18 protein-coding genes and 4 tRNA genes are annotated in these 25211 nt (G+C 58.7%); 11 read left to right on the top strand and 11 right to left on the bottom strand.

Annotated features, from left to right (window positions below; translation table 11 throughout):
• Position 1 precedes the first annotated feature (1 nt).
• Together NF685_RS05710 and NF685_RS05705 are read right to left on the bottom strand one after the other, a co-directional pair.
• Entirely contained in the window at positions 2 to 865 is an 864-nt protein-coding gene (locus tag NF685_RS05710; protein WP_252848926.1) for a glycosyltransferase family 2 protein, read from the bottom strand.
• Positions 866 to 920: 55 nt separating this feature from the next.
• A tRNA-Met gene (locus NF685_RS05705) sits at positions 921 to 995 on the bottom strand.
• 188 nt (positions 996 to 1183) lie between these two features.
• Between NF685_RS05705 and NF685_RS05700 the strand changes: the two genes are divergently transcribed.
• Both NF685_RS05700 and NF685_RS05695 read left to right on the top strand, forming a co-directional pair.
• Complete coding sequence (locus tag NF685_RS05700; protein WP_252848925.1) at positions 1184 to 2392, top strand: mechanosensitive ion channel family protein; 1209 nt, start codon at positions 1184 to 1186, stop codon at positions 2390 to 2392.
• Positions 2393 to 2622: 230 nt separating this feature from the next.
• Positions 2623 to 2910 (top strand): hypothetical protein, encoded by a 288-nt coding sequence (locus NF685_RS05695; RefSeq protein WP_252848924.1) that lies wholly within the window; start codon positions 2623 to 2625, stop codon positions 2908 to 2910.
• Positions 2911 to 2976: 66 nt separating this feature from the next.
• On the opposite strand, the gene NF685_RS05690 is transcribed toward NF685_RS05695, so the two are convergent.
• The 3 genes from NF685_RS05690 to NF685_RS05680 form a co-directional block, all read right to left on the bottom strand.
• The gene (locus NF685_RS05690; RefSeq protein WP_252848923.1) at positions 2977 to 3975 is read right to left on the bottom strand and encodes a bifunctional enoyl-CoA hydratase/phosphate acetyltransferase; all 999 of its coding nucleotides are present in this window, start codon (positions 3973 to 3975) and stop codon (positions 2977 to 2979) included.
• A 399-nt stretch (positions 3976 to 4374) separates the two neighbouring features.
• Positions 4375 to 4599, bottom strand: coding sequence for a hypothetical protein (locus NF685_RS05685; protein ID WP_222547202.1), 225 nt, complete (start codon positions 4597 to 4599; stop codon positions 4375 to 4377).
• Positions 4600 to 5454: 855 nt separating this feature from the next.
• Positions 5455 to 5529, bottom strand: a tRNA-Val gene (locus NF685_RS05680).
• An 85-nt stretch (positions 5530 to 5614) separates the two neighbouring features.
• Between NF685_RS05680 and NF685_RS05675 the strand changes: the two genes are divergently transcribed.
• Together NF685_RS05675 and mqo are read left to right on the top strand one after the other, a co-directional pair.
• Complete coding sequence (locus NF685_RS05675; protein ID WP_252848922.1) at positions 5615 to 6511, top strand: N-formylglutamate amidohydrolase; 897 nt, start codon at positions 5615 to 5617, stop codon at positions 6509 to 6511.
• Between the two features lie 154 nt (positions 6512 to 6665).
• Positions 6666 to 8144, top strand: a complete 1479-nt coding sequence (mqo, locus tag NF685_RS05670; RefSeq protein WP_252848921.1) for a malate dehydrogenase (quinone) — start codon at positions 6666 to 6668, stop codon at positions 8142 to 8144.
• A 477-nt stretch (positions 8145 to 8621) separates the two neighbouring features.
• Here mqo and ruvX read toward each other — a convergent pair whose 3' ends face one another.
• Positions 8622 to 9089: a Holliday junction resolvase RuvX gene (gene ruvX / locus NF685_RS05665; RefSeq protein WP_252848920.1), complete on the bottom strand. Its 468-nt coding sequence runs from the start codon at positions 9087 to 9089 to the stop codon at positions 8622 to 8624.
• Between the two features lie 74 nt (positions 9090 to 9163).
• On the opposite strand from ruvX, the gene gatC reads away from it, so the two are divergent.
• From gatC to NF685_RS05645, 4 genes are all read left to right on the top strand, one after another.
• Positions 9164 to 9451 (top strand): Asp-tRNA(Asn)/Glu-tRNA(Gln) amidotransferase subunit GatC, encoded by a 288-nt coding sequence (gene gatC / locus NF685_RS05660; RefSeq protein WP_222547206.1) that lies wholly within the window; start codon positions 9164 to 9166, stop codon positions 9449 to 9451.
• Complete coding sequence (gene gatA / locus NF685_RS05655) at positions 9451 to 10929, top strand: Asp-tRNA(Asn)/Glu-tRNA(Gln) amidotransferase subunit GatA (RefSeq protein WP_222547207.1); 1479 nt, start codon at positions 9451 to 9453, stop codon at positions 10927 to 10929. The genes gatC and gatA overlap by 1 nt, the downstream gene beginning before the upstream one ends.
• Entirely contained in the window at positions 10926 to 12383 is a 1458-nt protein-coding gene (gatB, locus tag NF685_RS05650) for an Asp-tRNA(Asn)/Glu-tRNA(Gln) amidotransferase subunit GatB (protein ID WP_252848919.1), read from the top strand. The genes gatA and gatB overlap by 4 nt, the downstream gene beginning before the upstream one ends.
• 87 nt (positions 12384 to 12470) lie before the next feature.
• Positions 12471 to 12563, top strand: a tRNA-Ser gene (locus NF685_RS05645).
• A 746-nt stretch (positions 12564 to 13309) separates the two neighbouring features.
• Here the strand turns inward: NF685_RS05645 and NF685_RS05640 are convergent.
• A tRNA-Cys gene (locus tag NF685_RS05640) sits at positions 13310 to 13383 on the bottom strand.
• Positions 13384 to 13591: 208 nt separating this feature from the next.
• Here NF685_RS05640 and NF685_RS05635 point away from each other — a divergent pair.
• Both NF685_RS05635 and NF685_RS05630 read left to right on the top strand, forming a co-directional pair.
• Positions 13592 to 15046: a TolC family outer membrane protein gene (locus NF685_RS05635; protein WP_373317816.1), complete on the top strand. Its 1455-nt coding sequence runs from the start codon at positions 13592 to 13594 to the stop codon at positions 15044 to 15046.
• Positions 15047 to 15315: 269 nt separating this feature from the next.
• Positions 15316 to 18003: a valine--tRNA ligase gene (locus NF685_RS05630; RefSeq protein ID WP_252849075.1), complete on the top strand. Its 2688-nt coding sequence runs from the start codon at positions 15316 to 15318 to the stop codon at positions 18001 to 18003.
• A 256-nt stretch (positions 18004 to 18259) separates the two neighbouring features.
• On the opposite strand, the gene lldD is transcribed toward NF685_RS05630, so the two are convergent.
• Both lldD and NF685_RS05620 read right to left on the bottom strand, forming a co-directional pair.
• Complete coding sequence (lldD, locus tag NF685_RS05625) at positions 18260 to 19414, bottom strand: FMN-dependent L-lactate dehydrogenase LldD (protein WP_252848917.1); 1155 nt, start codon at positions 19412 to 19414, stop codon at positions 18260 to 18262.
• A gap of 115 nt (positions 19415 to 19529) precedes the next feature.
• Entirely contained in the window at positions 19530 to 21203 is a 1674-nt protein-coding gene (locus tag NF685_RS05620) for an alpha-keto acid decarboxylase family protein (RefSeq protein ID WP_252848916.1), read from the bottom strand.
• Between the two features lie 110 nt (positions 21204 to 21313).
• Between NF685_RS05620 and NF685_RS05615 the strand changes: the two genes are divergently transcribed.
• Positions 21314 to 22234: a LysR family transcriptional regulator gene (locus tag NF685_RS05615; RefSeq protein ID WP_252848915.1), complete on the top strand. Its 921-nt coding sequence runs from the start codon at positions 21314 to 21316 to the stop codon at positions 22232 to 22234.
• An 11-nt stretch (positions 22235 to 22245) separates the two neighbouring features.
• Here NF685_RS05615 and NF685_RS05610 read toward each other — a convergent pair whose 3' ends face one another.
• Complete coding sequence (locus NF685_RS05610; protein ID WP_252848914.1) at positions 22246 to 23085, bottom strand: DUF1868 domain-containing protein; 840 nt, start codon at positions 23083 to 23085, stop codon at positions 22246 to 22248.
• A gap of 214 nt (positions 23086 to 23299) precedes the next feature.
• A complete protein-coding gene (ilvD, locus tag NF685_RS05605; protein WP_252848913.1) occupies positions 23300 to 25150 on the bottom strand; it encodes a dihydroxy-acid dehydratase in 1851 nt (616 codons plus the stop codon).
• Positions 25151 to 25211 lie beyond the last annotated feature (61 nt).

Raw genomic sequence — 25211 nt, 5'->3', positions numbered from 1 at the left:
ATCAGAACAGGCCCTTGAACCGCGCGGGCAGGGGCCATAACCGGTCGCCCGATAGCGAGAGATCGACAGGGTAGGGGTCATTGAGCCTTCCCTGTCCTTCCGACACGATTCGTGCGCGCCAGCGCGATAAGGCTGTATCCTCCGCAAGCAGGGACGACGGCTCTTCTGGCAGTCCGGCCATGCTGGCCAGCATGGCACGCCATGACTGGTCGTCCATGCGTTGATGCTGACCGGCCTGATCGCTGCACCATGGCTGCGACCGCGTGCGTTGCAGCCGCTTCAAGCCCATATCGACATCGCAATATCTGAGATGAAACAGCATCAGTGCCGGATCGGGGCTGGGCGCAAGATCCTGTACGCTATGGAAACCCGGTGACCAGATTACGGGCTTTCTGATCAGGCATGGTTTACACATCGCTGCGGAAAAACGCAGGGAGGATCTCTGTCGTGTTAGTGCTGCTCCGAAATTGGCGGGTTTTTCGCGGTCTTCGTGATGGAGAAGGTCGAAGCCCGTTGCGGTAAGGCAGGGCAGGTCGCGTGCTGTGGCAAGAGCGGTGAGCGATGTAAAGCAGGCGGGATCGGCTACGACAATTTCGTCGACATCGCTATAGAGTACGGTATCGTACCATTCCAGCAGACCGGCACAGATGGCGCTTATTGCGCGCGCGCGCTGTGCGTCGTCCTGCGGTGAACGTGGGATACGCAAACGATTGCATTTCAGGCGGTCGGTCGATCCATCGTCAGATCCGTGATCGATCACGTAGCAATGCTCCGCGCCGATGGTACGGCTGTGATGGCGCAGCCAGACCGGCAGGAAAACCGGTTCGTCATACACCATCGTGACCGCGGCAAGGGGCGCTTTCATGAGCGTCACTTAGGCAGTTCGTATCGAAATGTCTATCGGGAGATTACCGGTCGGATGGTAGCGGCGGACGGATTTGAACCGCCGACCAAGGGATTATGATTCCCCTGCTCTACCGCTGAGCTACGCCGCCATCGCGACCGGTGGGCGTGGAATTAAAAGGGTTGGGCGCATGTGTCAACACTCCATGAAGAGGTTTTTGCGCCTAACGTGTTTTTGCACCGCTCGCAGTCTGTGGCATGGTGCGAAAGGTCTGTACCTCATGGTGCCGGGAGGCGTGTCCGGCGCTCCTCATCCCTCTTCAGGATCTGGATATCCGTTTTGAAACAACAGTTTCTGAGTTCTCTTTTCGCTTTGCGTTCCTATTTCGACTGGCTGCCTGCGCAGCTGGTCTCCATTCTCATGCTCGTTGTGCTGGCAACTGTCGCTTTTTATGCGAGCAAGCTGGTTTCAGTCATTATCCTGCGCATATTCGGCAATCGTGAGGATGCCGTTTTGCGCAAGATCATTCTTGCCATGCGTCGGCCAGTGCGCGTGATGGTCGTGCTTGCCGTTCTTCTTTCTGCACTGCCTGCAGCCTCGGGGTTCACCTGGGAAACGACGCAGCTGTTGCAGAAACTGCTCTTGTTCATTGGTATCCTGATGGTGGGGTATGCCGTGATCGTGGCCTTCCGGATCATGACGGAGGCCTATCTTCAGCGCATTACGGCACGCGATCATGTCGATGACATCATGATACGCACCCATCAGACGCAGATCAGGGTATTGCGCCGTCTGATAGAAATTCTGGTCGGTATCGTGACCGTTGCTGCGGCGCTCATGACATTCGATTCAGTGCGGCAATATGGCGTTTCGCTTTTCGCTTCTGCCGGTGCGGCGTCTCTTATCGTCGGTCTGTCGGCACGTGGTCTGCTCACCAATCTGCTGGCAGGGGTCCAGATTGCCATTACGCAGCCGATCCGTATGGAAGACCTGATTATCATCAACGGAGACTGGGCCTGGGTTGAGGAAATTACCTCGACCTATGTGGTTCTGCGCGTCTGGGACTGGAGGCGCCATATCGTGCCGATTTCCTATTTTCTGGAGAACCGGTTCGAAAACTGGACGCATAATTCCGCAGCCATAATAGGCGTCGTTTTCCTGTATGTGGATTACGAAGCGCCTATCGAAACGATCCGCGGTTTCCTGAACGAAATCATCAAGACCTGCCCACTCTGGGACGGCAAGGTGTTCGACTGTCAGGTTGCTGATTGCGATGCTCAGACGCTCAAGATCCGTATCATCGCCAGTGCGCGCAATGCGCTCCAGAGCTGGGATCTGCGCTGCGACATTCGTGAGAAAATCATTCTGCGCATGAGAGCGGAATGTCCTGAAGCCCTGCCGCGTTCGCGTTTTGCGGTGGTGCCCCCGCGTCCCGGCGAGGAGGCCTGGCCGAGCGCCGAGGCAATCTCACCCCCCATAGATCGGCCTCCACCGGGTTCCTATATGGGGCCGGGCAGCCTCACGCCCCGCGGAGGCGCTGACCTCTGAGCAGCCGTTTATGCCTGAAAGCCTTGCCGAGGGTTTTGACGCGCTGCCAGTAAAGTTCGAAAATGGTCATCAAAGTGTCTCCTGCATGTGCAGGAATACGTTAAACGCGGCAGAGATGTGGCAATTATTTCATGTAACGGTCATGTTTTGGTGAGCGTCTCCGCTTTGACCAGCCCGGGCTTGCCCGCGCCCTGCCGTCGGTGGGCGTAAATCCAGAGAAGGAACCCGATTTGACGACCTATATTGTAGCTTATGAGCGCCTTGCCGGACAGTCTTACGAGGCCCTTGAAGAGAAGCTTGCGGGCTTCAGTGAGGGCTTTCACGAGATCGATAATTTCTGGATTATCTCGTCAAATCTCATTATCTCCGATCTGCGCGATGTTCTGTCGCGCCTGCTACCTGAGGGTGCCAAACTGATGGTGATGAAATATGTGCCCCATAACAGCATGGAGATGGGGGCAGCCGCATGGCACGGCTTTGCCCTGTCGCAGGAAGACTGGCTGAGCAAGCGCCTCTAACGGCGCATCCGGCGCCTTTGGCGTTCGAACACCCCCAGCCTTGCCTGTAGGCCGGGGGTGTTTCGTTCAGTGTTGTGACGCGCTGTCACCCTGTGTGCTGAGATAGCGGGCATAGAGTGCCCCGATGGCTGCTGAAGCCAGCCGTGCTGTCGCATCGTCTGCGCGGCTGGTCAGGAGCACGGGCACCTTTGCGCCCATAACGATGCCCGATGTGGCGGCTTTGCCCAGGAAGGCAAGGCTTTTGACGAGGATATTGCCCGATTCAAGGTCTGGAGCGACCAGAATCTGGGCTCGTCCGGCCACTGGCGATGCGACATTCTTGATCCGGGCCGAGTCCTGGCTCACCGCCACATCCATTGCGAGCGGCCCATCGAGCACACCGCCGGTGATTTCGTGCCGGTCCGCCATCTTGCACAGGGCCGCAGCATCGAGCGTACCCTGTATCTTGATATTGATCGTCTCGACAGCAGAGAGAAGTGCAACGCGCGGCTCGCCCAGACCGAGCGCGTGGTGCAGATCGATCGCATTCTGAACGATATCGCGCTTCGTGATCAGATCCGGGGCGATATTGATGGCGGCGTCCGAAACGAGAAGCAGGTCCGGATAATCGGGGACGTTGATGCAGAAAACGTGGCTCATGCGCCGTCTGGTACGCAGACCGCTTTCCTGCTTGATCACCCCGGCCATGAAGGTATCCGTATGCAGGCTACCCTTTGTCAGACCCTTCACTTCACCTTCGTGCACGAGCGCGACGGCCCGTCTGACGGCCTCAGCAGGCGTCGCGGCCTGCTCGATGCGCAGGCCTGCAATATCGTATCCGCCTTCGAGGGCGACCTTCTCGATTTCCTGCCTGTCTCCCACAAGGACTGGTACGATAATTCCATGGCGCGCTGCTTCTACCGCACCACCGAGGGCATGGGTGCTGCATGGCCAGACGATAGCGTAGGGCACGGGACCCAGAGTGGCGGCCTTGGCGACAAGCGCGCGCATAAGTGCGTGGCTGTCCGGAAATGCCGTTGAGAGGGAATCGGCAGGAAGGGGGGTCTTGTTCTGGATCGGAGACATGGGCGCGATCTACTCCTCGGGCGCTGGCCATGCAGCCTGTCCGTCCTGCGCGGCAAGAGGCCTTTGCAGAGGGCAGGATGCAGATGCTGCCTCCCGGGGCGGCGATGAGTCGTCTGATCGTTACCCTTGAGTTGCGTGACGTAACGGCCCCGTCGCCTCGGAGGCTGTCTGCCACATTATCTCATCCCTGTCTGTCTGGCTTGCGGCATTAAGTCACAGAGCCGTGGGGAGGCCGCTTTCGTGCAGAAAGGCAGCACTGTGCTGTGATGACGGCTGTGTCCGGTCAGGAAGGTGAGGAAGCGTGTTCAGCGTTGCACGACCATGCGGCGGCCCAGCCCCAGAGCGCGATTGCAACAGGGGCCGAAGAGGTGATCGGGCCGTATGCGGAAGGTCGGTCTTTTAGCGCTGATGGTCCAGCGAACTCGTTGCGTGGCCGTGACGCTGATGCGTGATCACGGCTTGCCTGATGAAGATATAGAGCAAACCGGCAGCGAAAAGAGCCTCTCCGCCGACGTCGAGCGCGTCGGACAGGGCTGCAACGCCGGGAATCCCGAACGTCGTCAGAGCGGTGGAAGCGGTCCATAAACCCAATGCGGCGATGATGAGAATCGTGTTTTTGAACATAGGAACCCGCTTACAAATAGTTATTATTTTTGAAAGATACCCTTCGTGAATTTAACGATCTTTAACACCGGCAATGCAAGATATTTTTTGTTACGAAAAGAATTCATCTCATGTTGGAACCTTTGCGTTGTAAGGGTTCACGATGGGGAATTGCTCCGTCTAGGCACCAGATTCCGTATTGCTGCCCACCAATCGAACCTACCGTAAGATTTTGCACTCTGCGTCTATGTATGTGTGAACGCGTAATGTGTGACGCGCTATTGACGGTCATCGACCGGGTTTCATTACCCGGTATTGAGGGGGGGTATCTCTTCTGTAAGAGGTAATCGCGGAATTCCGGGTGAGTGAGCCTGATTTTTGTCGCGCTCTGTAGGGGGAGGAAACTTCTGCTGCGCGTGCCGCAGGAGACAGTCATTCGATTTTTCCGGCTCTGCCCTGCAATCCATCCGAGGTCAGGAATTTGGTTGCCGGAAATGATCTGTATCTTGCTGGGAGCAGCTTTTATCTGGAGCCGCCTCGCGCAGTACGAAGCGGGAGGGCTCGCCGTTTCTGGTCGGCCGTCTGTCGTAGCCAATCGGTGTGGTGTTATCCAGCCGGAGAGTCTGAGTGGCATAGCCGGTCTGGAGGATTTGCTGACACATGAGAATCTGACCCGGGGAACGCCTGACCAGGGGAGCGTCTGAACAGAGCGTCCTCAACGGGGTGTTCTGACAGATGGTGCGCCACATGCCATTCGCCCGGCCGGATTGCTTCTGCATGACACCTGCGCATGGCGCATGCTCGCCGCAGCGGATGCAGAACCGGAAAATCGTGTCTGCTTAATATGATTTTACTATGGGAAATTCGCGGACCGGATGGTGGGCGCAACAGGGATTGAACCTGTGACCCCTACCATGTCAAGGTAGTGCTCTACCGCTGAGCTATGCGCCCATCCGGTCCGTGAGCGGCGTTTTAGCGGGCGTTGACGAGGCTGGCAAGATGGGTTTTCTAAAAAAATCACCAAAGCGGAAAAAAAATGTCTTACGGCGCTACAGTGGAGCCAGAGCCCTGTCTTTCCACAGCTTTTTGTCTTCATGATGTGGCAGAGGCCGCCGGGCCGCTCATACTTGCATCGCCTCATTCCGGCCGCGCATATCCGGAACGCTTTCTCCAGCAGTCCCGTCTCGATCTGAAGGCGCTGAGACGCAGTGAGGATGCCTATGTCGATCGTCTTTTCGATCATGCGGTCGATGTCGGGGTGCCTCTGCTTTGCGCGCGTTTTCCCCGCGCTTATTGCGATGTAAACCGTTTCGCCTGGGAGCTGGATCCGAACATGTTTCGTGACCGTCTGCCTGAAGGGTGCCTTACCAACACGGCCAAGGTGCGCAGCGGGCTCGGGATGATGGCACGTATCGCCGGTCCTGGCCGGGGGATCTATCGCCATCAGCTTGCCGTGTCCGAGGCCCGGGAGCGTATTGCGACATGCTGGCTGCCCTATCATGAGGCGCTTGAAGCCATGATCGCACATTGCAAGGCCCGTTTCGGTGTCTGCGTGCTTCTCGACCTGCATTCGATGCCGACCATTCCCCATCTGCGTTTGCCGGATATCGTGCTTGGCGATCTGCACGGCGCGAGCTGTGCACCGGAAATTGTCGACGGGCTTGCAAGGCTGTTTTCCGGATCCGGATTTTCGGTTGGCCGTAACCACCCTTATGCGGGTGGGTACATCACGTCGCGCTATGGTGCGCCCATGGAGGACGTTCATGTGGTCCAGATCGAAATCAATCGGGGGCTTTACCTTGACGAGGCCGCCATCATGCCATCGCCTGGTTTTGCGCGGCTAGAGGCCTGCATTTCCGGGCTGCTGCCGGATCTCATCGCGCTTGCAAAGCGGCTTGTTCCAGCCCATGTGATGATCTCGAAGACGATGTGATTTTCGCGGTCTCCTGCGATCAACTCCGCCTGATTCCGGGCTGCGAGGGCTCGCAAGATGCCGTATTTATGTGGTTGAAAAGACGTCACGTTCGCCTGTCGGCGCAAGCCGGGGAGTGAGCGCGCCTGTGTCACCAGACTGGAAGAACCGCCTCATGTCCCAGACCTGCCAAGAAAGACCGGATATCGTCCTGATCGGCGCCGGCGTCATGAGCGCGAGCTTTGCGGCGCTCATACGATCGCTGGATCCTTCCTTGTCCATCACGATGTTCGAATCGCTCGAATCCTGCGCGAAGGAGAGTTCCGAGGCATGGAATAACGCCGGCACGGGACATGCGGCCTATTGCGAGCTGAACTACACGTCCCGACGCAAGGATGGCAGCATCGATATTGCCAAGGCGCTGGACGTCAATACGGAGTTCGATCTGTCGCGTCAGCTCTGGGCGCATCTGGTCACGGCAGGATGGATTGACGACCCGGCGGCATTCATACGGCGCTGCCCCCATATGAGCTTTGTGCAGGGTGAGGAGAACGTCGCGTTCCTGCGCGCCCGCTACGATGCCATGGTGCGCCATCACTGCTTTGACACCATGAGCTATTCCGAAGACCCGTCCGTGATCGCACAATGGGCGCCGCTCATGATGGCGCGTCGTCGACCGGGTGTGCCCGTTGCAGCGACGCGGGTCGAGCAGGGTACGGATGTCGATTTCGGGACACTGACGCGCAAGCTGTTTGCAAGACTCCGCCAGGAGAGCGGCGTTGCGCTGCATTATCGTCACAAGGTCACGGCACTCGACCGCGAGCCTGGCGGTCGCTGGCGCGTGAGTGTGCTGAACCGTGAGACGGGTGAGGCCAAGACCGTTTCGGCCGGATTTGTGTTCGTGGGGGCGGGTGGTGCTGCGCTCGATCTGCTGAAAAGCGCGGACCTGCCTGAGGCGCATGGCTATGCAGGCTTCCCGGTCAGTGGCCTCTTTCTCCATGCCGACAACCTCGATCTGTGCCAGCGCCATACGGCAAAGGTTTATGGCAAGGCTGCGGTGGGTTCGCCCCCGATGTCTGTGCCTCATCTCGATACGCGCATTATCGGTGGGCGGCCTTATCTTCTTTTCGGTCCTTATGCAGGGTTTACGACCAAATTCCTGAAATCCGGCCGGTGGAGCGATCTTCCGCGCTCGATCACGACAGATAATGCGAAGGCAATGTTCGACGTGATGGTCGATAACCGCGATCTGGTGCGTTACCTGATCGGACAGGTCATGCAGAAGCCTTCGGCACGGTTCAGGGCGCTTCAGGAATTTTACCCCTCCGCCCGCTCTCATGACTGGCGTGTCGCGGTTGCCGGCCAGCGTGTTCAGATCATCAAGACGGAAAACGGGCGTGGAACGCTGAAATTCGGGACAGAGGTTCTGAGCACAAAGGACCATAGTCTGGCCGCCGTGCTCGGTGCATCACCCGGCGCGTCGATTGCAGCATCCGTTGCGCTCAAGGTGGTGCAACAGAATTTTGCCGATCGTCTGCCTGAATGGAGCGAGCGTCTTCGCACCATTATCCCGAGTTACGGTCTCGATCTGCGCAGTGACGAAGCCGCATGTCGTACGATCCGTGCCGACACGGGTGCGAAACTCAAGATCTGATCTGCCCAGCGGATGAGGGGCGGCCAGGATTACAGAATGCGTGAAGCGCGACAGCGGACACGGTGGAAACCGTCATTGGCCTGAGGGTACCTGAGCTGCGTTACCGATCGCGGTTATCTGACTGCATGTTTCTCGCATCGGACCGTGCGCGAGTGAATTGATTCGGCAAGCTGGGCCGTCCGCGCGGATCAGGTGGCCGGTGCTGCAATATCCCCCGTTGTCGTGCGGATTGGCAAAAGCGGTTTGGGGCAACTATCGAGGAGATCCCGTTGCCGGTCATGATGACGCCGGGCAAGCGCCAGGCTCCACTGTAATTGTCTCTGGGGGGCACCCCCACGCCTCTTTACGGCCCCGGCGGGATCAATGATCATGAGCTTTCGTGCGCGGCTGACTAACGCGAGCCGGATGCAGACGCTCCGTTTCACATTTATACCACTCACCTGCGCTGGACTGGATTTGGGGACGAAATCCGCCCTCTCAGGCTGGCGCGGTGGCGTCCAGCCAGGATTGCAGCGTATAGGCGGCAGCCATTTTATCCACGACCTCGGCACGTCTTTTGCGTGTCATGTCCGCTTCCTGAATCAGGAAGCGATTGACCGCGCTGGATGACAGGCGCTCATCCCAGCAGCAGGCAGGCAGATCCAGACGGTTGGAGAGTTCCGTCATCCAGTCCTGTGCGGAGCGGGCTGCGGGACCGAACGAGCCGTCGAGAGAGAGCGGCAATCCGCAGATCAGGCCACCGATCCCCTCCTTTCTGACAATGCGCCCGATTTCATCAGCTGTTTCGCCGAATTTGCGGCGCTTCAGGCTCAGATAGGGTGAGGCGAGCATGAGCGTGACGTCGCTTAGAGCGAGGCCGATCGTTTTCTGACCGGGGTCGAGGCCGAGCAGCCGCAAGCCGGAGGGAAGGGCGTCGCGCAGGGCGTATGGATTGAACAGAGTCATGGGAAAGCGTTATGATCTCGCGAAATTCTGGACCTTCGGGATTATCCGCTCACTTTCAGGAAAGTCGATCCTTTATGTCGTTGGAAACGCGCACGGTCAGGCGCATAGCAAAACTGGCCAGAATTGGCCTGAGTGACCAGGAATGCGAGGCCATGCGCCAGGAGCTCAGTGGTATTCTGGGCTGGGTGGAGCAGCTGAACGAGGTCGATATCAGCGACGTGCCGCCCATGATCGGTACGGGACTGGCCACGCCGCGCCTGCGTGACGATGTGGTGACCGACGGCGACAAGCGTGATGCCGTTCTGTCAAACGCACCCGACCGTGTCGGTCCTTATTTCACTGTGCCCAAGGTTGTTGAGTAATGCATGATCTGACCCTCGCCTCAGCGCGAAAGGCCCTCAGGGAGCGCCGTCTGTCGGCCGTCGAACTGACCGATCATTTCCTTGCGGCTATCGGCAGGCTCGACAGCGAGATCAACAGCTTCGTGACGGTTACGGCGGATCAGGCCCGCGCCTCGGCCCGCGCTGCAGATGCCCTGCTGGCGACCGGCGAAGCCCCCGCTCTGTGCGGGCTGCCTCTGGGCATCAAGGATCTGTTCTGCACCAATGGTGTGCGCACCACAGCGTCGAGCAATATCCTGCGCAACTTCGTGCCGCCTTATGAGAGCACGGTGACGTCCAATCTGTTGGCCGATGGGGCGATTTTCCTCGGCAAGACCAATCTCGACGAATTCGCAATGGGCTCGACCAACATGACGTCGGCGTTCGGAGCGGTGACAAACCCGTGGCGTCGCAACGGCTCGGACGTCAAGCTCGTGCCCGGTGGCTCTTCGGGCGGATCCGCTGCGGCTGTAGCCGCCGGTCTGGCGCTCGGAACGACTGGTACCGACACCGGAGGCTCCATCCGTCAGCCTGCTGCCTTCTGCGGTATTACCGGCATCAAGCCGACCTATGGGCGTTGTTCGCGCTTTGGCACCATTGCCTTTGCAAGCTCGCTCGATCAGGCAGGGCCGATGGCGCGCACGATGGAAGATTGCGCGATCCTGCTTGAATCCATGGCAAGCTTCGACGCGAAGGACAGCACCTCTGTCGATCGTCCGGTGCCACGCTATGAGGAGTCTCTGGAGCGCGGCGTGAAGGGGCTGAAAGTGGGTATTCCCCGCGAGTATCGCCCCGATACCCTGCCTGCCGATATTGCTGCCTTGTGGGATCAGGGTATCGCCTGGCTGCGCGATGCCGGCGCGGAAATTGTCGATGTATCGCTGCCTCACACGAAATACGGCTTGCCGACCTATTATATCGTGGCGCTGGCCGAGGCATCGTCCAACCTTGCACGGTATGATGGTGTGCGTTTCGGTGAGCGCGTCGAAGCGCCGACTCTCGATGAACTCTATGAAGCGACGCGTCATGCCGGGTTCGGTGAGGAAGTGCGTCGCCGCATCATGATGGGCACCTATGTGCTCTCTTCGGGCTATTACGATGCCTATTATCTGCGTGCGCAGAAGGTACGTACGCTGATCCAGCGCGACTTCCTTAATGCGTTCGAGAACGTGGACGTGCTGTTGACGCCGACTGCACCTTCTGCGGCGTTTGCCCAGTCGGAGCGTCCCACCGATCCGGTGCAGATCTATCTGAACGATATCTTCACCGTGCCGGCCAGCATGGCGGGCGTACCGGCGCTTTCCCTGCCTGCGGGGCTCGACCATGACGGTCTGCCGCTCGGCCTGCAGCTGATCGGCCGCTATTTCGAGGAAGAGACGCTGTTCGCCGCAGGACGCGTTATGGAAAAGGCAGCAGGCTTTACGCACAGGCCTGCCCTGCATGCGGGAGCGATCGCATGAGCAGCTATCGTATCGAAGGCACAACGGGTGCCTGGGAAATCGTTGTAGGTCTTGAAGTCCACGCGCAGGTCATCAGCAACGCCAAGCTGTTTTCAGGCGCTTCAGCCTCGTACGGTGGTGAGCCGAATACGCATGTGAGCCTGATCGACGCTGGCTTCCCCGGCATGCTGCCGGTTCTCAACCGCGAATGCGTGGCGCAGGCGGTGCGCACGGGTCTGGGCCTTAACGCACAGATCAATCTGATGAGCCGGTTCGATCGCAAGAATTATTTCTATGCCGATCTTCCTCAGGGATATCAGATCAGCCAGTTCGCTCATCCCATCGTCGGTGAGGGTAAGGTCGAGATCGAGCTGGCCGATGGCACTGTGCGCCATATCGGTGTTACGCGTCTGCATCTTGAGCAGGATGCGGGCAAGTCGATGCACGATCAGGATCCCACCCGTTCCTTCATCGACCTGAATCGTTCCGGCGTTGCGTTGATGGAAATCGTAAGCGAGCCCGATATCCGCTCGCCCGAAGAGGCTGGCGCCTATCTGCGCAAACTGCGTCAGATCCTGCGCTATCTCGGTACCTGTGACGGAAACATGGAAGAAGGCTCGATGCGTGCCGACGTGAACGTTTCGGTGCGCAAGGCGGGTGAAGAGTATCGCACGCGTTGCGAAATCAAGAACGTCAACTCGATCCGCTATGTCATGCAGGCTATCGAGATCGAGGCACAGCGTCAGGTCGAGATCTGGGAGTCCGGCGGTACGGTCGATCAGGAAACGCGTCTTCTCGATCATGTTCGCGGCGAAACGCGCTCACTGCGTTCGAAGGAAGATGCGCATGACTATCGCTACTTCCCCGATCCCGATCTGCTGCCGCTTCTGATCGAACAGGACTGGGTTGATGGTCTCAAGGCTGCCTTGCCGGAACTCCCCGAAGCCAAGCGCGAGCGTCTGGAAAAGACCTACGGCGTTTCGCGCTATGAATCGGGTGTGCTTGCAGCTGAGCAGGCTATTGCCGATTTCTATGAAACGGTCGCACAGGGCAGCGATGCCCGTCTTGCCGTGAACTGGATGCTTGGTGACTTCTTCGGTGCCCTGAACCGCACCGGTGCGAGCATCGAGACAAGCCCCGTCAAGGCTGACGGCTTGCGTGAGCTTCTGGCGCTGATTTCCGATTCGACAATCAACGGCAAAATCGCGAAGGAAGTGCTCGAAGACATGTTCGAGACCGGTGAATCGGCCTCGGCGATCGTGGAGCGCAAGGGATTGCGGCAGGTGACCGACACGGGCGCCATCGAAGCCGAGATTCGGGGCATTCTTCAGACCCACGCGGACAAGCTTGCCGAATACAAGAGCGGCAAGGACAAGCTGTTCGGGTTCTTTGTGGGGCAGACCATGAAGGCCATGAAAGGCAAGGCCAATCCTGCCATGGTCAACGAGTTGCTGCAGAAACTTCTGGCAGAGTAAAAATCTGCACGAGGGGGGTTTGACGCAAGCCGCAAATCCCCCTAGAAGCAGTTCTGCAAACGCCGTGAAAACTGCGTCCCTCTAGGCGGAGGGGTGGCCGAGAGGCTGAAGGCGGCGGTTTGCTAAACCGTTGTACGGTGTCAAGCCGTACCGTGGGTTCGAATCCCATCCCCTCCGCCATTTTTCCCGTCTATCCTATTGTCTGTCGTGCATTGTTGGGTGTTGATATGCCCAAACGTTGATGGCCAGAATTCCTTTCGATCGTGCTGTTAGTTGCGCGTGTGTCGGGATACACTCATCCTTGCGACAATCATTGAATGATCACACAATGGGCAGACACTTCTCCGAGCATGACCTTGCGTTTTCGGGAGCGTCTTGACTATCCGGGATGACTGGTTTTCTGCGGCTTTATATCCAGTGCCTGACGGATTTAAATTTGCGTCGAATGTGATCATCAAGCAAGCAATCAGAAAATACTTAAAATATCTCCTGTAGCAGCGGGATTATTTTCATAAGTCCGCAGCTATCGTCTCCTGTGGCAGCCATAGGATTGTCGGGAAAGACGCGGTGCGAGCGCTAGTTATCATCCTAAACGTTTTGCCGCGAGGCGAGGCACGTCAGCCGTATCACTGACGAAATCAGGATATCGCCCGGCCGCGAATGCTTTCGTTAATCATGGAAAGCATTCTTTTTGGTATTACCTATCTATTTACAATATACTTCTTTTTGATTGAAGCAGGCCTTGGTTAGCTGGCTGAGCCAATCGGATCGACAAGGCGTTTTTTGCAAACATGATGCATATCGTGAGAGCAGGGCTTCGTGCCTGATCTGGATATCGCAGCAATCCAGAAGCTTGTTCGCAGAGACGCTGCCTTAGCCATGGGCTATCGAGAGGATAGAACTCATAGAACGGATTTTGGGGGGTATGGAGGTCCGGGCGGGAATCGAACCCACGTACGCGGATTTGCAGTCCGCTGCATCACCATTCTGCCACCGGACCGGCTGGTGTGTGGGCTATATCTCTTTCTATGGCCTCGGGGTCAAGTGGGGAACTGCGTCAAAATTCAGAAATAAGAAGAAATTTCGCGCTGGCGGTAAATATGGCATAGGGACTTCAAGGGACGTCTGAAACCGGTCCCATAAAGAAAAGCCATCATGTCTTCGCAGCGCCGTCGTCATTCGAAAGGGCATCCATGAAATCGGATCACATCAAAACCTATACTTCTTTCAGTGTGGGTCTGATCGTCCTTCTGAAAAGTACGACTGTTCTTGCTCAGACATATGACGGGAAGGGATCTCCTGAGTTCATCCCCCACACCCTGCAAGAAGCTTTGGCAACGGCTTATCTGACCAACCCCACGCTTCAGCAGGAGCGGGCAAAGCTGCGTGCCGTTGATGAGCAGGTCCCCTCAGCGCTCGCTGGTTGGCGCCCGCAGATCCAGGGACAAGCTGCGCTGACCTATTATAAGGGTATAAATGCCTATGGCGCGCAGGGGCCGGAACCGGGATCGAATTTCGGTACTCCTGCCTATAGCCGCTCTTACTCCACGCCTGGGTATCAGGGTGGTGTAACGATCAACGAGAATCTCTACACAGGTGGCAAGACGACGGCTCAGACGCATCAGGCTGTCAATGCTGTCATGGCAGAGCGTGCTCAGCTCATCGAGACTGAACAACAGGTCTTCACCGATGTCGTCAACGCGTATCTCGGCGTTGTGCGAAGCGAGCAGCTTTTGCAGATCAATATGAATAACGAACATGTTCTGGAAGAACAGCTCAAGGCAACGCAGGACCGATTCCAGCAGGGGGAAATCACCCGAACGGACGTCGCGCAGGCGCAGGCAGCTCTGGCCAGCGCCAAAGCCGCACGACAGCAGGGTGAGGGCACGTTGCGTGCTGCACAGGCAACCTATTTGCAGGTTGTCGGGGTGCCTCCAGCTCCGAACCTTGTGGCTCCTCAGCCTTTGGCCCTGCCGGTAAAAGCAGAGAAAGATGCGGTGGCGGAGGCGATGCGGAATAACCCGTCCATCATCAGCGCGCTGTTCACCGAAGCTCAGCAGAAAGACAATTTTTCTGTACAGATCGCGGCAATTCTTCCCAAAATTTCCGCCACCCTCGGTTATTCCTACATCAAGAACCAGGGTTACGGTAAAATGGTGACGGATAACAAATACGGCATGATCAATTTCAATGTGCCGATCTATCAGGGTGGTTCTGAATACGCCGCTGTTCGTCAGGCCCGTCAGCAATATCTTGCTGCAAGGCGTGGCACTGATATTGCCCGTCGATCGGCAGCCCAGACGGCATCGGCAAACTGGCAGCAACTCCGCTCCTATAACGATTCGATTACCAGCAACCGCACCGCTATCGCAGCCAACGTGATCGCACTCGACGGTGTCGAACGTCAGGCCATTGTTGGAACGAGCTCCACACTTGAAGTTCTCCAGCAGCAGCAGACCCTGCTCCAGGCCCAGACAGCCCTGGTGCAGAATCTGAGTGGCCTCGTTCAGGCCTCCTATGCGGTCGCTGCGGCCATGGGGCGTCTGACAGCCGCCGATCTGAAGCTCGATGTGCCGCTATATGACGAGAAAGCCTATTACAAAGCGGTCAAAGACCGTCTGTGGGGGATCAACGATTACGCGGTCAACCAGCCCGGTCGCTGATTGTTGTGCGCGCGCCGGGTTCTAGGGATGGCGGATCCGAGCCCCGCTTGCCGAACCGGCGCATTTCTGTCTGGCCCTGAGCGATCCTGCCGGTTCGCTCACACCAGTTCTCTAGGTTTGCGGACAGGCCGGGCATTCCTGTCGATGTTTCGCGATGAAGCAGGATTTGGCGGCGCTCACCGGAAACGGTAAAGGAAGCCAAAGACAGACAGATCCATGCCGTGGGCCATTTCATGCCGTGGCATGACAAGACAGGTGACAGGAAGACGATGCTCGAAAAGACCTTCGACCCCGCGGCATGTGAAACCCGCCTTTACGCCCAGTGGGAGGCAGCCGGTCTTTTTGCAGCCCATCCTGAAAAGGGCGGGGATGCGTTCTCGATCATGTTCCCGCCGCCGAATGTCACGGGGACGCTCCATTTCGGCCACGCACTCGATTTCGTGCTTCAGGATATTCTCATCCGCTGGAAGCGTCTCGAAGGCTGCAATGTGCTCTGGCAGCCCGGCACCGACCATGCGGGCATTGCCACGCAGATGGTGGTCGAGCGTGTGCTCGACAAGGAAGGCCTCAGCCGCAAGGAAATGGGGCGCGAGAAATTCCTTGAGCGCGTCTGGGCTTGGAAAGAGCAGTCTGGCGGACAGATCATCCAGCAGCTGCGCACGCTGGGCGCCTCGGCGGACTGGGAGCGTGAGCGCTTCACCATGGACGAGGGTCTGTCGCATGCCGTGCGCGATGTGTTTGTCACGCTGCATCAGCAGGGGCTGATTTTCCGCGCCAAGCGGCTGGTCAACTGGGATCCGTCATTCCGCTCGGCCATCTCCGATCTCGAGGTCGAGAATAAGGAGACCAAGGGTTCGATGTGGTATCTGCGCTACCCGGTTGAAGGGGGCGGAACCATCGTCGTAGGAACCACGCGGCCTGAAACCATGCTTGGCGATATGGCCGTGGCCGTACATCCGGAAGACGAGCGCTACACCGCTCTCGTTGGCAAATACGTCACATTGCCCCTTACCGGACGCCGTATCCCGATCGTTGCCGACACCTATTCGGACCCCGAAAAAGGCAGTGGTGCGGTCAAGATCACCCCTGGTCATGATTTCAACGATTTCGAAGTCGGCAAGCGTCACGATCTGCCGATGCCGAGCATTCTCGATGAGTCTGCCGCGATCTGGCTGGATGAAATCGCTGACGAGCTTCAGGATATCGACGGTCTGTCATCTATTGCGTTTGTGCGCTCGCTTGAAGGCATGGACCGTCTCGAGGCCCGCAAGCGTATCGTTGAGGAACTCGAGCGCCTCGAACATATCGAAAAGATCGAGCCCCATACGCTTCAGGTGCCCTACGCGGAACGTGGTGGTGCCATTGTCGAACCGCGTCTGACGGAGCAGTGGTATTGCGACGCGGCAACGCTCGCCCAGCCGGCCATCAAGGCCGTCGAAGAGGGACGTATCCGTTTCGAGCCGCAGCAGTGGGAGAACACCTATTTTGCCTGGATGCGTGACATCCAGCCCTGGTGTATCAGCCGTCAGCTCTGGTGGGGGCATCGTATTCCGGCCTGGTACGGCCCCGAAGGCAGCGTTTTCGTTGCACGCAGCGAGGAAGAAGCCCTCGCTGAAGCAAGGCAGAAATTCGGTGACGATGTCAGCCTGACCCGTGATGAGGACGTGCTGGACACGTGGTTCAGCTCCGCGCTCTGGCCTTTCACAACGCTCGGCTGGCCCGACAAGACGGCCGAGCTCGCGCGCTACTATCCCACGAGCGTGCTTGTTACCGGGTTCGACATCATTTTCTTCTGGGTAGCCCGGATGATGATGATGGGTCTGCATTTCATGGATGACGTTCCGTTCCGCACGGTGCTGATCCATGGGCTCGTACGTGACGAGCGCGGCCAGAAAATGTCCAAAAGCAAGGGCAACGGTCTCGATCCGCTCGACCTCGTGGCCGAGTTCGGTGCCGATGCCACGCGCATGGCAATCTGCGCCCTGACGGGCCCGGGGCGCGATATCAAGTTCGGCCGTAAGCGCGTCGAGGATTATCGCACCTTCATCACCAAGATCTGGAACGCTGCGCGTTTCTGCGAGATGAACGGCGTCAAGCCTGTAGCAGGGTTCGAGCCAGCGAACGTGAAAAGCGTTCTGGGACGCTGGATTCTGGATGAAACCGCCAAGGCTGTGACGTCTGCAAAGGCCGCGCTCGATGTCTATCGTTTCGACGAGTATGCGGGCACGTGTTATCGCTTTGTCTGGAATGTGTTCTGCGACTGGTTCCTCGAACTGGCGAAACCGGCGTTCGCGGCAGAAAACACGCCGGAGCAGGATGAAATCCGTGCCGTTACCGCACATGTGCTCGGCACGATCCTGCAAATCATGCATCCTGTCATCCCATTCGTGACCGAAGAGCTCTGGCAGTCTTTCGGTTATGGCGATTGCGTAGCGCAATCCTCCTGGCCGGAAGCGGTCGAGCCGCGGGATGCCCGGATTGCTTCAGCGGAAATGGACTGGGTCATACGTCTGATCGGGGAGATACGTACGATCCGCTCGGAGATGAATATTCCGCCAGCACAGATGGTGCCGGTGCAGCTGCGTGACGCTGCCCCCGAGACACTGAAGCGCGCGGAACGCTGGGCAGCTGTTATCGGACGTATGGCACGTGTGGCGTCGGTTTCGGCTCTCGCTGGCGAGCCACCCAAAGCGGCGGCCTTGACCGTTATCGATGAAGCCACGCTCGTTCTGCCTCTCGAAGGGCTGATCGACATCACGGCCGAGATCCAGCGTCTCGGGAAGGAAATCGATCGTCTGGCCAAGGAAATCGAGAAGGTCGAGCGCAAGCTGGGTAATGCCGATTTCGTGGCGCGCGCCAAACCGGAAGTGGTTGAGGAAAACCGGGACCGTCTGACCAGCTTCAGCCACGACAAGGCACGTCTCGAAGCCGCCCTGTCCCGTCTCTCTGCTGCCTGAGAGAGCTCCATTTCCAAGAGTGGCGCTCGAAACGGGCGCCAGTCCCGGTTATTGGCGGACTTCAGTAGTGACCGCGCAGCGTGAAGCTGAAAGTACGGGGCTGGCCATAGATCATGCCATCGTAAAAGCATTTTCCGATACAAAAAGCCCCGCTCCCAGTGAGGGACGGGGCTGAGCCGGGAACGGCCAGGGCTGAAGATTCCCTGAAGTAAAAACAACGTCGCGGCGTTTTCGGCTCTCGCGGGCGGCCAGATCGTCAGCGCTGCGCGCCGCGGTCCAGTTCGTCGAGTTTGTCGCGTGTGATTTCCTCGATCGTTCTGGCACCGATAAGGGTCATGGTGACCTTGAGATCGGCGGCAATCAGGCTCATCAGGCGTCGCACACCGCGTTCTCCGTCTGCTGCAAGCGCGTAGATGTAGGAGCGTCCGAGAAGTACGCCCTTGGCGCCCAGAGCGATCATTCGCGCGACATCGAGCCCAGAACGTATTCCTGAGTCGGCCAGCACGGTCATGCGGTCGCCCACGGCTTCTGCAATGGCCGGAAGCGCCCAGGCCGTCGGGGCAGCACCGTCGAGCTGGCGTCCACCGTGATTGGATACGATGATGCCATCCGCACCCATGCGTAGCGCATCGCGTGCGTCTTCAGGGTCGAGAATACCCTTGATGATCAGCGAACCCTTCCAGCTTTCGCGTATCCATTCGAGATCCTGCCAGCGTATGGAAGGATCGAAGTTCGTGCCGATAAAGCCCATATAATCGGACATGGTCATACGATGGCCGGTATAGGCCTCGATATTGCCGAAAGAGAGAGGACGCCCCGCCAGCCCGACGTCGAGCGCCCAGCGCGGATGGGCGATGGCCTGCGCATATTGGCGCAGTGAGGCCAGTGGGCCAGACATGCCGGAATGACGGTCGCGATAGCGCGAGCCGGGTACCGGCATGTCGACCGTGAAAACCAGCGTTTTCATGCCGGCCTTCCATGCCCGGTCGAGCGAATTCTGCATATAGCCCCTGTCTTTCAGGACATAAAGCTGTGACCAGAGATCGCCCCCGGCGTCACGCGCGACTTCCTCGATCGAACAGACCGAGACGGTCGAGAGGGTATAGGGAATGCCAGCGCGTTTCGCCGCTTTCGCGGCCTGGACCTCACCGCGTCTGGCATACATGCCGGTTGCGCCAACGGGCCCAAGGGCAAAAGGCAGCGACCAGCGCTGCCCGAGAATTTCGGTCGCAAAACTCGGCGTGCCAACACCGGACAGAACACGCTGGCGAAATCTGATCTGCTGTAGTGCGCGCTGGTTGTCACGCATCGTGCTTTCCGTGACCGCGCCGCCATCGATGTAATCGAAAAGGAAGCGGGGCAGGGCGCGCTTTGCGGCCTTGCGGTAGTCGGTCGGTGCAGAAATGATCATATAGCGGTCCCGTTCCTCAGCATCGGATGAACGGGAGCGGTCATAACCGGCTCCCGTATTGTGTTTGTGCAGATGTTGCCTCTGATATCGACATGGATACCAGTCTGTACGGAGATCAGGCCGTACGGGGTGCCCGTGCATTGGTAGCCGCAACGACCTTGCCCCATTTGCGCAGGGCTGCGGTGCAGTCATCACGGTCCAGAGTACATTCGATCAGCGTCGGACCTCCGGTGTTGGCAACGGCTTTCAGGATTGCTGCTTCCAGCTCGCCCCCGGTTTTGGCATGAAGACCGAGAGCGTGACCGGTTCCGCCATTGAATACCTCCATAAGGCCGGCGTAATCCCAGTTCTGTATATAGTTATACGGGCCATCATGGATGGCGATTTCAATCACATAACCACGATTATTGATCAGGAAGATAATAACAGGCAGGTTGTGACGGACCATCTGCGCCACTTCCTGTGCCGTCAGCTGAAAAGACCCATCGCCAACCATGACGATATGGCGTCGCTCAGGCGAGCCGATGGCGTTGCCGAAAGCGCTCGGGACAGACCAGCCGATATGTCCCCATTGCATCTCGACCTCGACGCGCGCGCCTTCAGGGAGGCCAAGACGCATCGCGTTGAACCATGAATCGCCGGTCTCGGCTGAAAGTGTCGTGTTCGAGGTGACCAGCTTCTGGATCTGACGCATCATCTCGTCATTGGTCAGAGCGGCATCGGGCTGGGTTGGAGCAGGTGCGAAGCGGCGTTCGATCTGTTGGGGCGGCTTGACCGAGGCATGAGGCAGGCGACTGGTCAGCCCTTCGAGGAAGGACGGAAGCGTGACATCGGCGAATGTCACGCCATCGACAGTCACGCTGTCCTTATCGGCAATCAGCGCCCGCGGAGCTTTGGGCCAGGCGGTCCACCCTACGGTGCTGTAATCGTTGAAGATAGCGCCAAGGCACAGCACGGCATCGGCTTTTTCGACCAGATCCTGCACGCCCGGATCGCTGACCTCGCCCCAGTAGAGACCTCTGAAAGACGGATGGGTTTCGGGAAAGAAGCTCTTGGCGGCTGCCATGATGGCAACAGGCCAGCTGGTATGACCGGCAAGGTGCTCGGCCGCCTTTTGCGCATGGGCTGCGCGTATACGACTGCCGACAAGGACGACCACATCCTTTTTGTCCGCCAGCCATGCAATGGTTCTATCGAGTGCAGCATTGAGGCTCGTCGCATCGCTTTCAGGGGCGAGCAGGGCGGTAATCGGGCCCGGTCGGGTGCACTCCGCATTGGCCACATTGCAGGCGATATCGAGATAAGCGGGTTTCTGCTCGCGCAGCGCCGTGCGTATGACGTGATCGATCTTGGCAGGTGCGGAGGCAGCGTCGTTGATGCTCTCGGCCGCACAGGTCACCTCACGCGCCATATTGAGCTGGAAATCGAGATTCGTGGTGCCCAGCGTATGATGAAGAATGCGCCCCGAACCACGATCGTTCGAGTTGGGACCACCGGAAATGAGGATTACGGGCAGGTTTTCCGCAAAGGCGCCGCCCAGCGCGTTCATGGCGGATATGGCGCCTACGCCGAATGTCACGACTGCTGCGGCTGCGCCTCTGGCGCGGGCATAGCCCTCAGCTGAGAAGCCGCAATTGAGTTCATTGCAGCAATAGACCTGCTCCATCTTTTTTTCTGTGAGAAGCTGGTCCAGCAGGACCAGATTATAATCACCTGCGACGGCAAAATGCCTGTCGAGACCGATCTGCACGAGCCGTTCTGCAAGATACTGTCCCACCGTATAGGTCATTGTCATCGATCCCGTTCGAGAAAATCAAGTTGTCGGAGCGATGGTAGGGATGACCGGAACAGACTTCCAATATATGTTTGGAACATATTCCATACCTGAAAGATATGACGATGGATCTGCGGCATCTGCGTTATCTGGTCACGATTGCCGAATGCGGGTCGTTCACACGCGCGTCCGAACAACTGCATATGGCCCAGCCTCCTCTGAGTCAGCAGATACACCGTCTCGAAGATGAATTGGGGGTGCGTCTGTTCGACCGTTCGCGTCAGGGGGCCAGCCTGACGGCTGCGGGCCGACTTCTCGCGGATCGCGCACGTGCCATACTCGCCTTGTCCGAGGAATTCCGCTCTTTCGCCCGTGGTCTGGCTGACGGGTACGAAGGAAGCCTGCGGATCGGCATGGCCGGAGGGGTGACACTGCTGCCGCTCATACCGGCTGCCATCCAGACATTCCGTCAGGCACGGCCCGATGTCATGGTCACGCTGGAGGAGAGTAATACGCCTGCGCTCTGCGCGGCACTGCGTAACGGTCAGGTGGATGTGGCCATCGTTCGCCCACCCGCGCCGGATCCGCAGATCGTGCTTCGACCGCTCATGGACGAGCCTACGATGATTGCCCTGCCTTTCTCACACCGACTGGCAGGCGCATCGGGGCTTCAGCTGCGCGATATTGCTGAAGATCCGCTCATCCTGTTCGAACGTCATCTCGGCCCGGGATTTTACGATACGATTATCTCGGCCTGCCTGGAGGCCGGGTTCTCCCCCCATCTGGGTCAGCATGCACCTCAGGTGGCGGCGACCATTCCTATGGTCGCCGCGGGTATGGGCGTGACGATCGTGCCCGCCTATCTCAGCCAGATCCATGCGCCGGGCGTCAGTTTTCACCCTATCATAGGACCCATGCCCCGCGCCACGATTGCTATGGCACTGGCTGGAACCCGCGCGACCCAGGCTGTGGAGGCTTTCGAGAGCATTCTGAAAAAACTCTGTCTCGACTCAAATGCCCCGCATGAGCCCATTTGCCTGCCGTGAAGGAGGTATGCTCAGGCCCGCCCTTGCAGCGCGAGAAGTGGGGTGAATGCGCCCATGGTCTCGAAGCTGCAGAATACAGGCGCGGGGACTGTAAACACCCCGAGCCTCTCGCTCGCCTCGCGTCGCCATTCATGCACCGCGCTGCGTAATCCGGGTTTCAGATGATAGGGGAGATGGCGGTATTTATAGCCATAGGTTGCGTGAAACATGTAGCGCATCAGGTCGTCCGGATGGAACTGCATGCATTCCGCAATCTGACGGCGCAGATCGTAGAGGGCCGTTGCGATCGCCGCATTGGCAGGACGCAAGGGCGCGCCGACCAGAGGCGCATGGTGCCTGTCGGGATCGATCTCCATCTCGATCTTCTCCGGGATGTCGAACCGCTCCCTGGCAAGGCGCTCGCACAGAATCCTGTTGATCGTATCGAGGGGCATGGAAGGCGCGATACCGACCGGAAGAGTCCCTCTCTGTATCTGCTCGGGATCGACGCCGCCCAGAATGGTCATATGGTAGCTAGAGGGAGGCGTCGGCGCGATATAAGCGGCGTACTGCGTCGTCACAAGACGGTTCATCTCGAGCATGGCCTGCGCCAGGGGATGCGTGACAGGAAACGGGCATATCGTCGTATTGCCCGGCCAGATACGCATTCTGCCGTTTTCATCGAACTTGCCCTGTCGGTCGCCATGACCGGGCTCGGGTTCCGGGGCGCAATGGGCGTCTTCCCCCTCATGCGGATCGGGCGCGGCCCCGAGCGTGAGCAGCGCGGCAAGGCTGGCAATACCGCCTGAGAGAATGGCGCGACGGCCGGTGGGGCAGTTGGACCGGACCGGTCGTATCGAACGCATTGTCATCCCTCTGGATCGTCTCGCCCTTGCCATGCTGCAACCGCATCATGGCGAAGTCTCTCATCTCATGGCGAAATGTATCTGAGCGTGAATTGTCGATGACAACCGCAGAATTGAAAAGAGGGGAAAGGTCGTAGCGGTCTCAGGAGACCGTTACGTTTTGGTCATGATATCGTGAGGGAGATCGGGCCGGGGGCGATGGTCCCCCGACCCTGTCCACTTAGTTGCGACGGGTGATCTGGCTCAGGTCGCGTACGGCCCCATTGGCTGCGCTTGTGGTCAGAAGGCCATAGGCGCGTAGTGCAGGCGAGACCTCGCGAACACGATCCGGCATCCAGGCCTCAGCACCTCTGGCCTCCATGACTTCACGGCGCTCGGCCAATACGGCATCGTCGACCAGCGCGCGCAGAATGCGGTTTGGAATATCGATCTCGATCCGGTCGCCGTCTTCCAGCAGGCCGATCAGACCGCCTTCAGCCGCCTCGGGCGAGATATGACCGATGGAGAGACCCGAACTTCCACCTGAGAAGCGACCATCCGTGATCAGGGCGCAGGTTTCGGCAAGGCCCTTCGATTTCAGATAGCTCGTCGGGTAGAGCATCTCCTGCATGCCTGGACCGCCCTTGGGGCCCTCGTAGCGGATCACCACCACATCGCCATCGACGATCTTGTTGCCCAGAATACCGGCTACAGCGTCTTCCTGGCTTTCGAACACGCGTGCGCGCCCAGTAAAGGTCAGCAGATTATCGACCACACCTGCGGTTTTTACGATGGCACCGGCTTCGGCCAGATTGCCGTAAAGCACAGCCAGACCGCCGTCCTGCGAAAAGGCATGGGCGCGGTCGCGCAGCACGCCGTTTTCGCGGTCGGTATCGAGTTCGTAATAGCGGCTGGATTGCGAGAACGCCTCGGTCGTGCGTACCCCACCGGGGGCCGCGAGGAACCGGTCGCGTGCCTGTTCATCGCCTTCGAGCACGTCCCATTTAGCCAGGGCGTCCTTCATGGTCGGTGCATGAACGGTATGGGCGGCGGTATCGATCAGGCCGCAGCGATCGAGCTCGGCCAGAATGGCCGGGATACCGCCTGCACGATGCACGTCTTCCATATGCACATCGGCCTTGGCAGGCGCGACCTTGCACAGATTGGGGACCTTGCGCGAAAGGCGGTCGATATCGGCCATATGGAAATCGACACCGGCCTCGCGCGCCGCAGCCAGAAGATGAAGCACGGTATTCGTCGAGCCGCCCATGGCGATATCGAGCGTCATGGCATTTTCGAAAGCCGCCTTGGTGGCGATGCTGCGCGGCAATGCGGTTGCATCGTCCTGCTCGTACCACCGTCGGGCGAGCGAAACCACCAGACGTCCGGCTTCGAGGAACAGCTCGCGTCGGTCTGCATGGGTGGCCAGAAGGCTGCCATTCCCCGGCAGGGACAGGCCCAGCGCTTCGGTCAGGCAGTTCATGGAGTTGGCAGTGAACATGCCGGAGCACGATCCGCAGGTCGGGCAGGCCGAACGTTCGATGGCCTCCGATTCCGCATCCGTCACCTTCGGGTTGGCCGCAGCCACCATTGAGTCGACCAGATCCAGCTTGCGATTGATCCCGGGACCGTCGAGCTTGCCTGCCTCCATCGGGCCGCCAGAGACGAACACGACAGGAATATTCAGGCGCAGGGAGGCCATGAGCATGCCAGGCGTGATCTTGTCGCAGTTGCTGATGCAGACCAGCGCATCGGCGCAATGGGCATTGACCATATATTCGATGGAGTCAGCAATCAGTTCGCGTGACGGCAGGCTGTACAGCATACCGCCATGACCCATGGCGATCCCGTCATCGACAGCGATTGTATTGAACTCGCGCGCAATGCCCCCGGCTTCGGCAATCGCGTCGCCCACCAGAGCGCCCATATCCTTGAGATGGACATGACCCGGCACGAACTGGGTGAAGGAATTGGCGACCGCAATAATGGGTTTGCCGAAATCCTTGTCCGTCATGCCCGTGGCGCGCCACAGGGCGCGGGCACCGGCCATGTTGCGACCGTGGGTGGTAGTGCGGGAGCGATAGGCAGGCATGAGACTGATCCGGGATTGCTGGAGGAAAAGGGCATGTTGCGCATGAAATGCAATAGCAACC

This window comes from Asaia lannensis NBRC 102526 (genome assembly GCF_024054035.1).
Taxonomy (GTDB): Bacteria; Pseudomonadota; Alphaproteobacteria; order Acetobacterales; family Acetobacteraceae; genus Asaia; species Asaia lannensis.
This window is presented reverse-complemented; position numbering and strand designations above follow the sequence as displayed.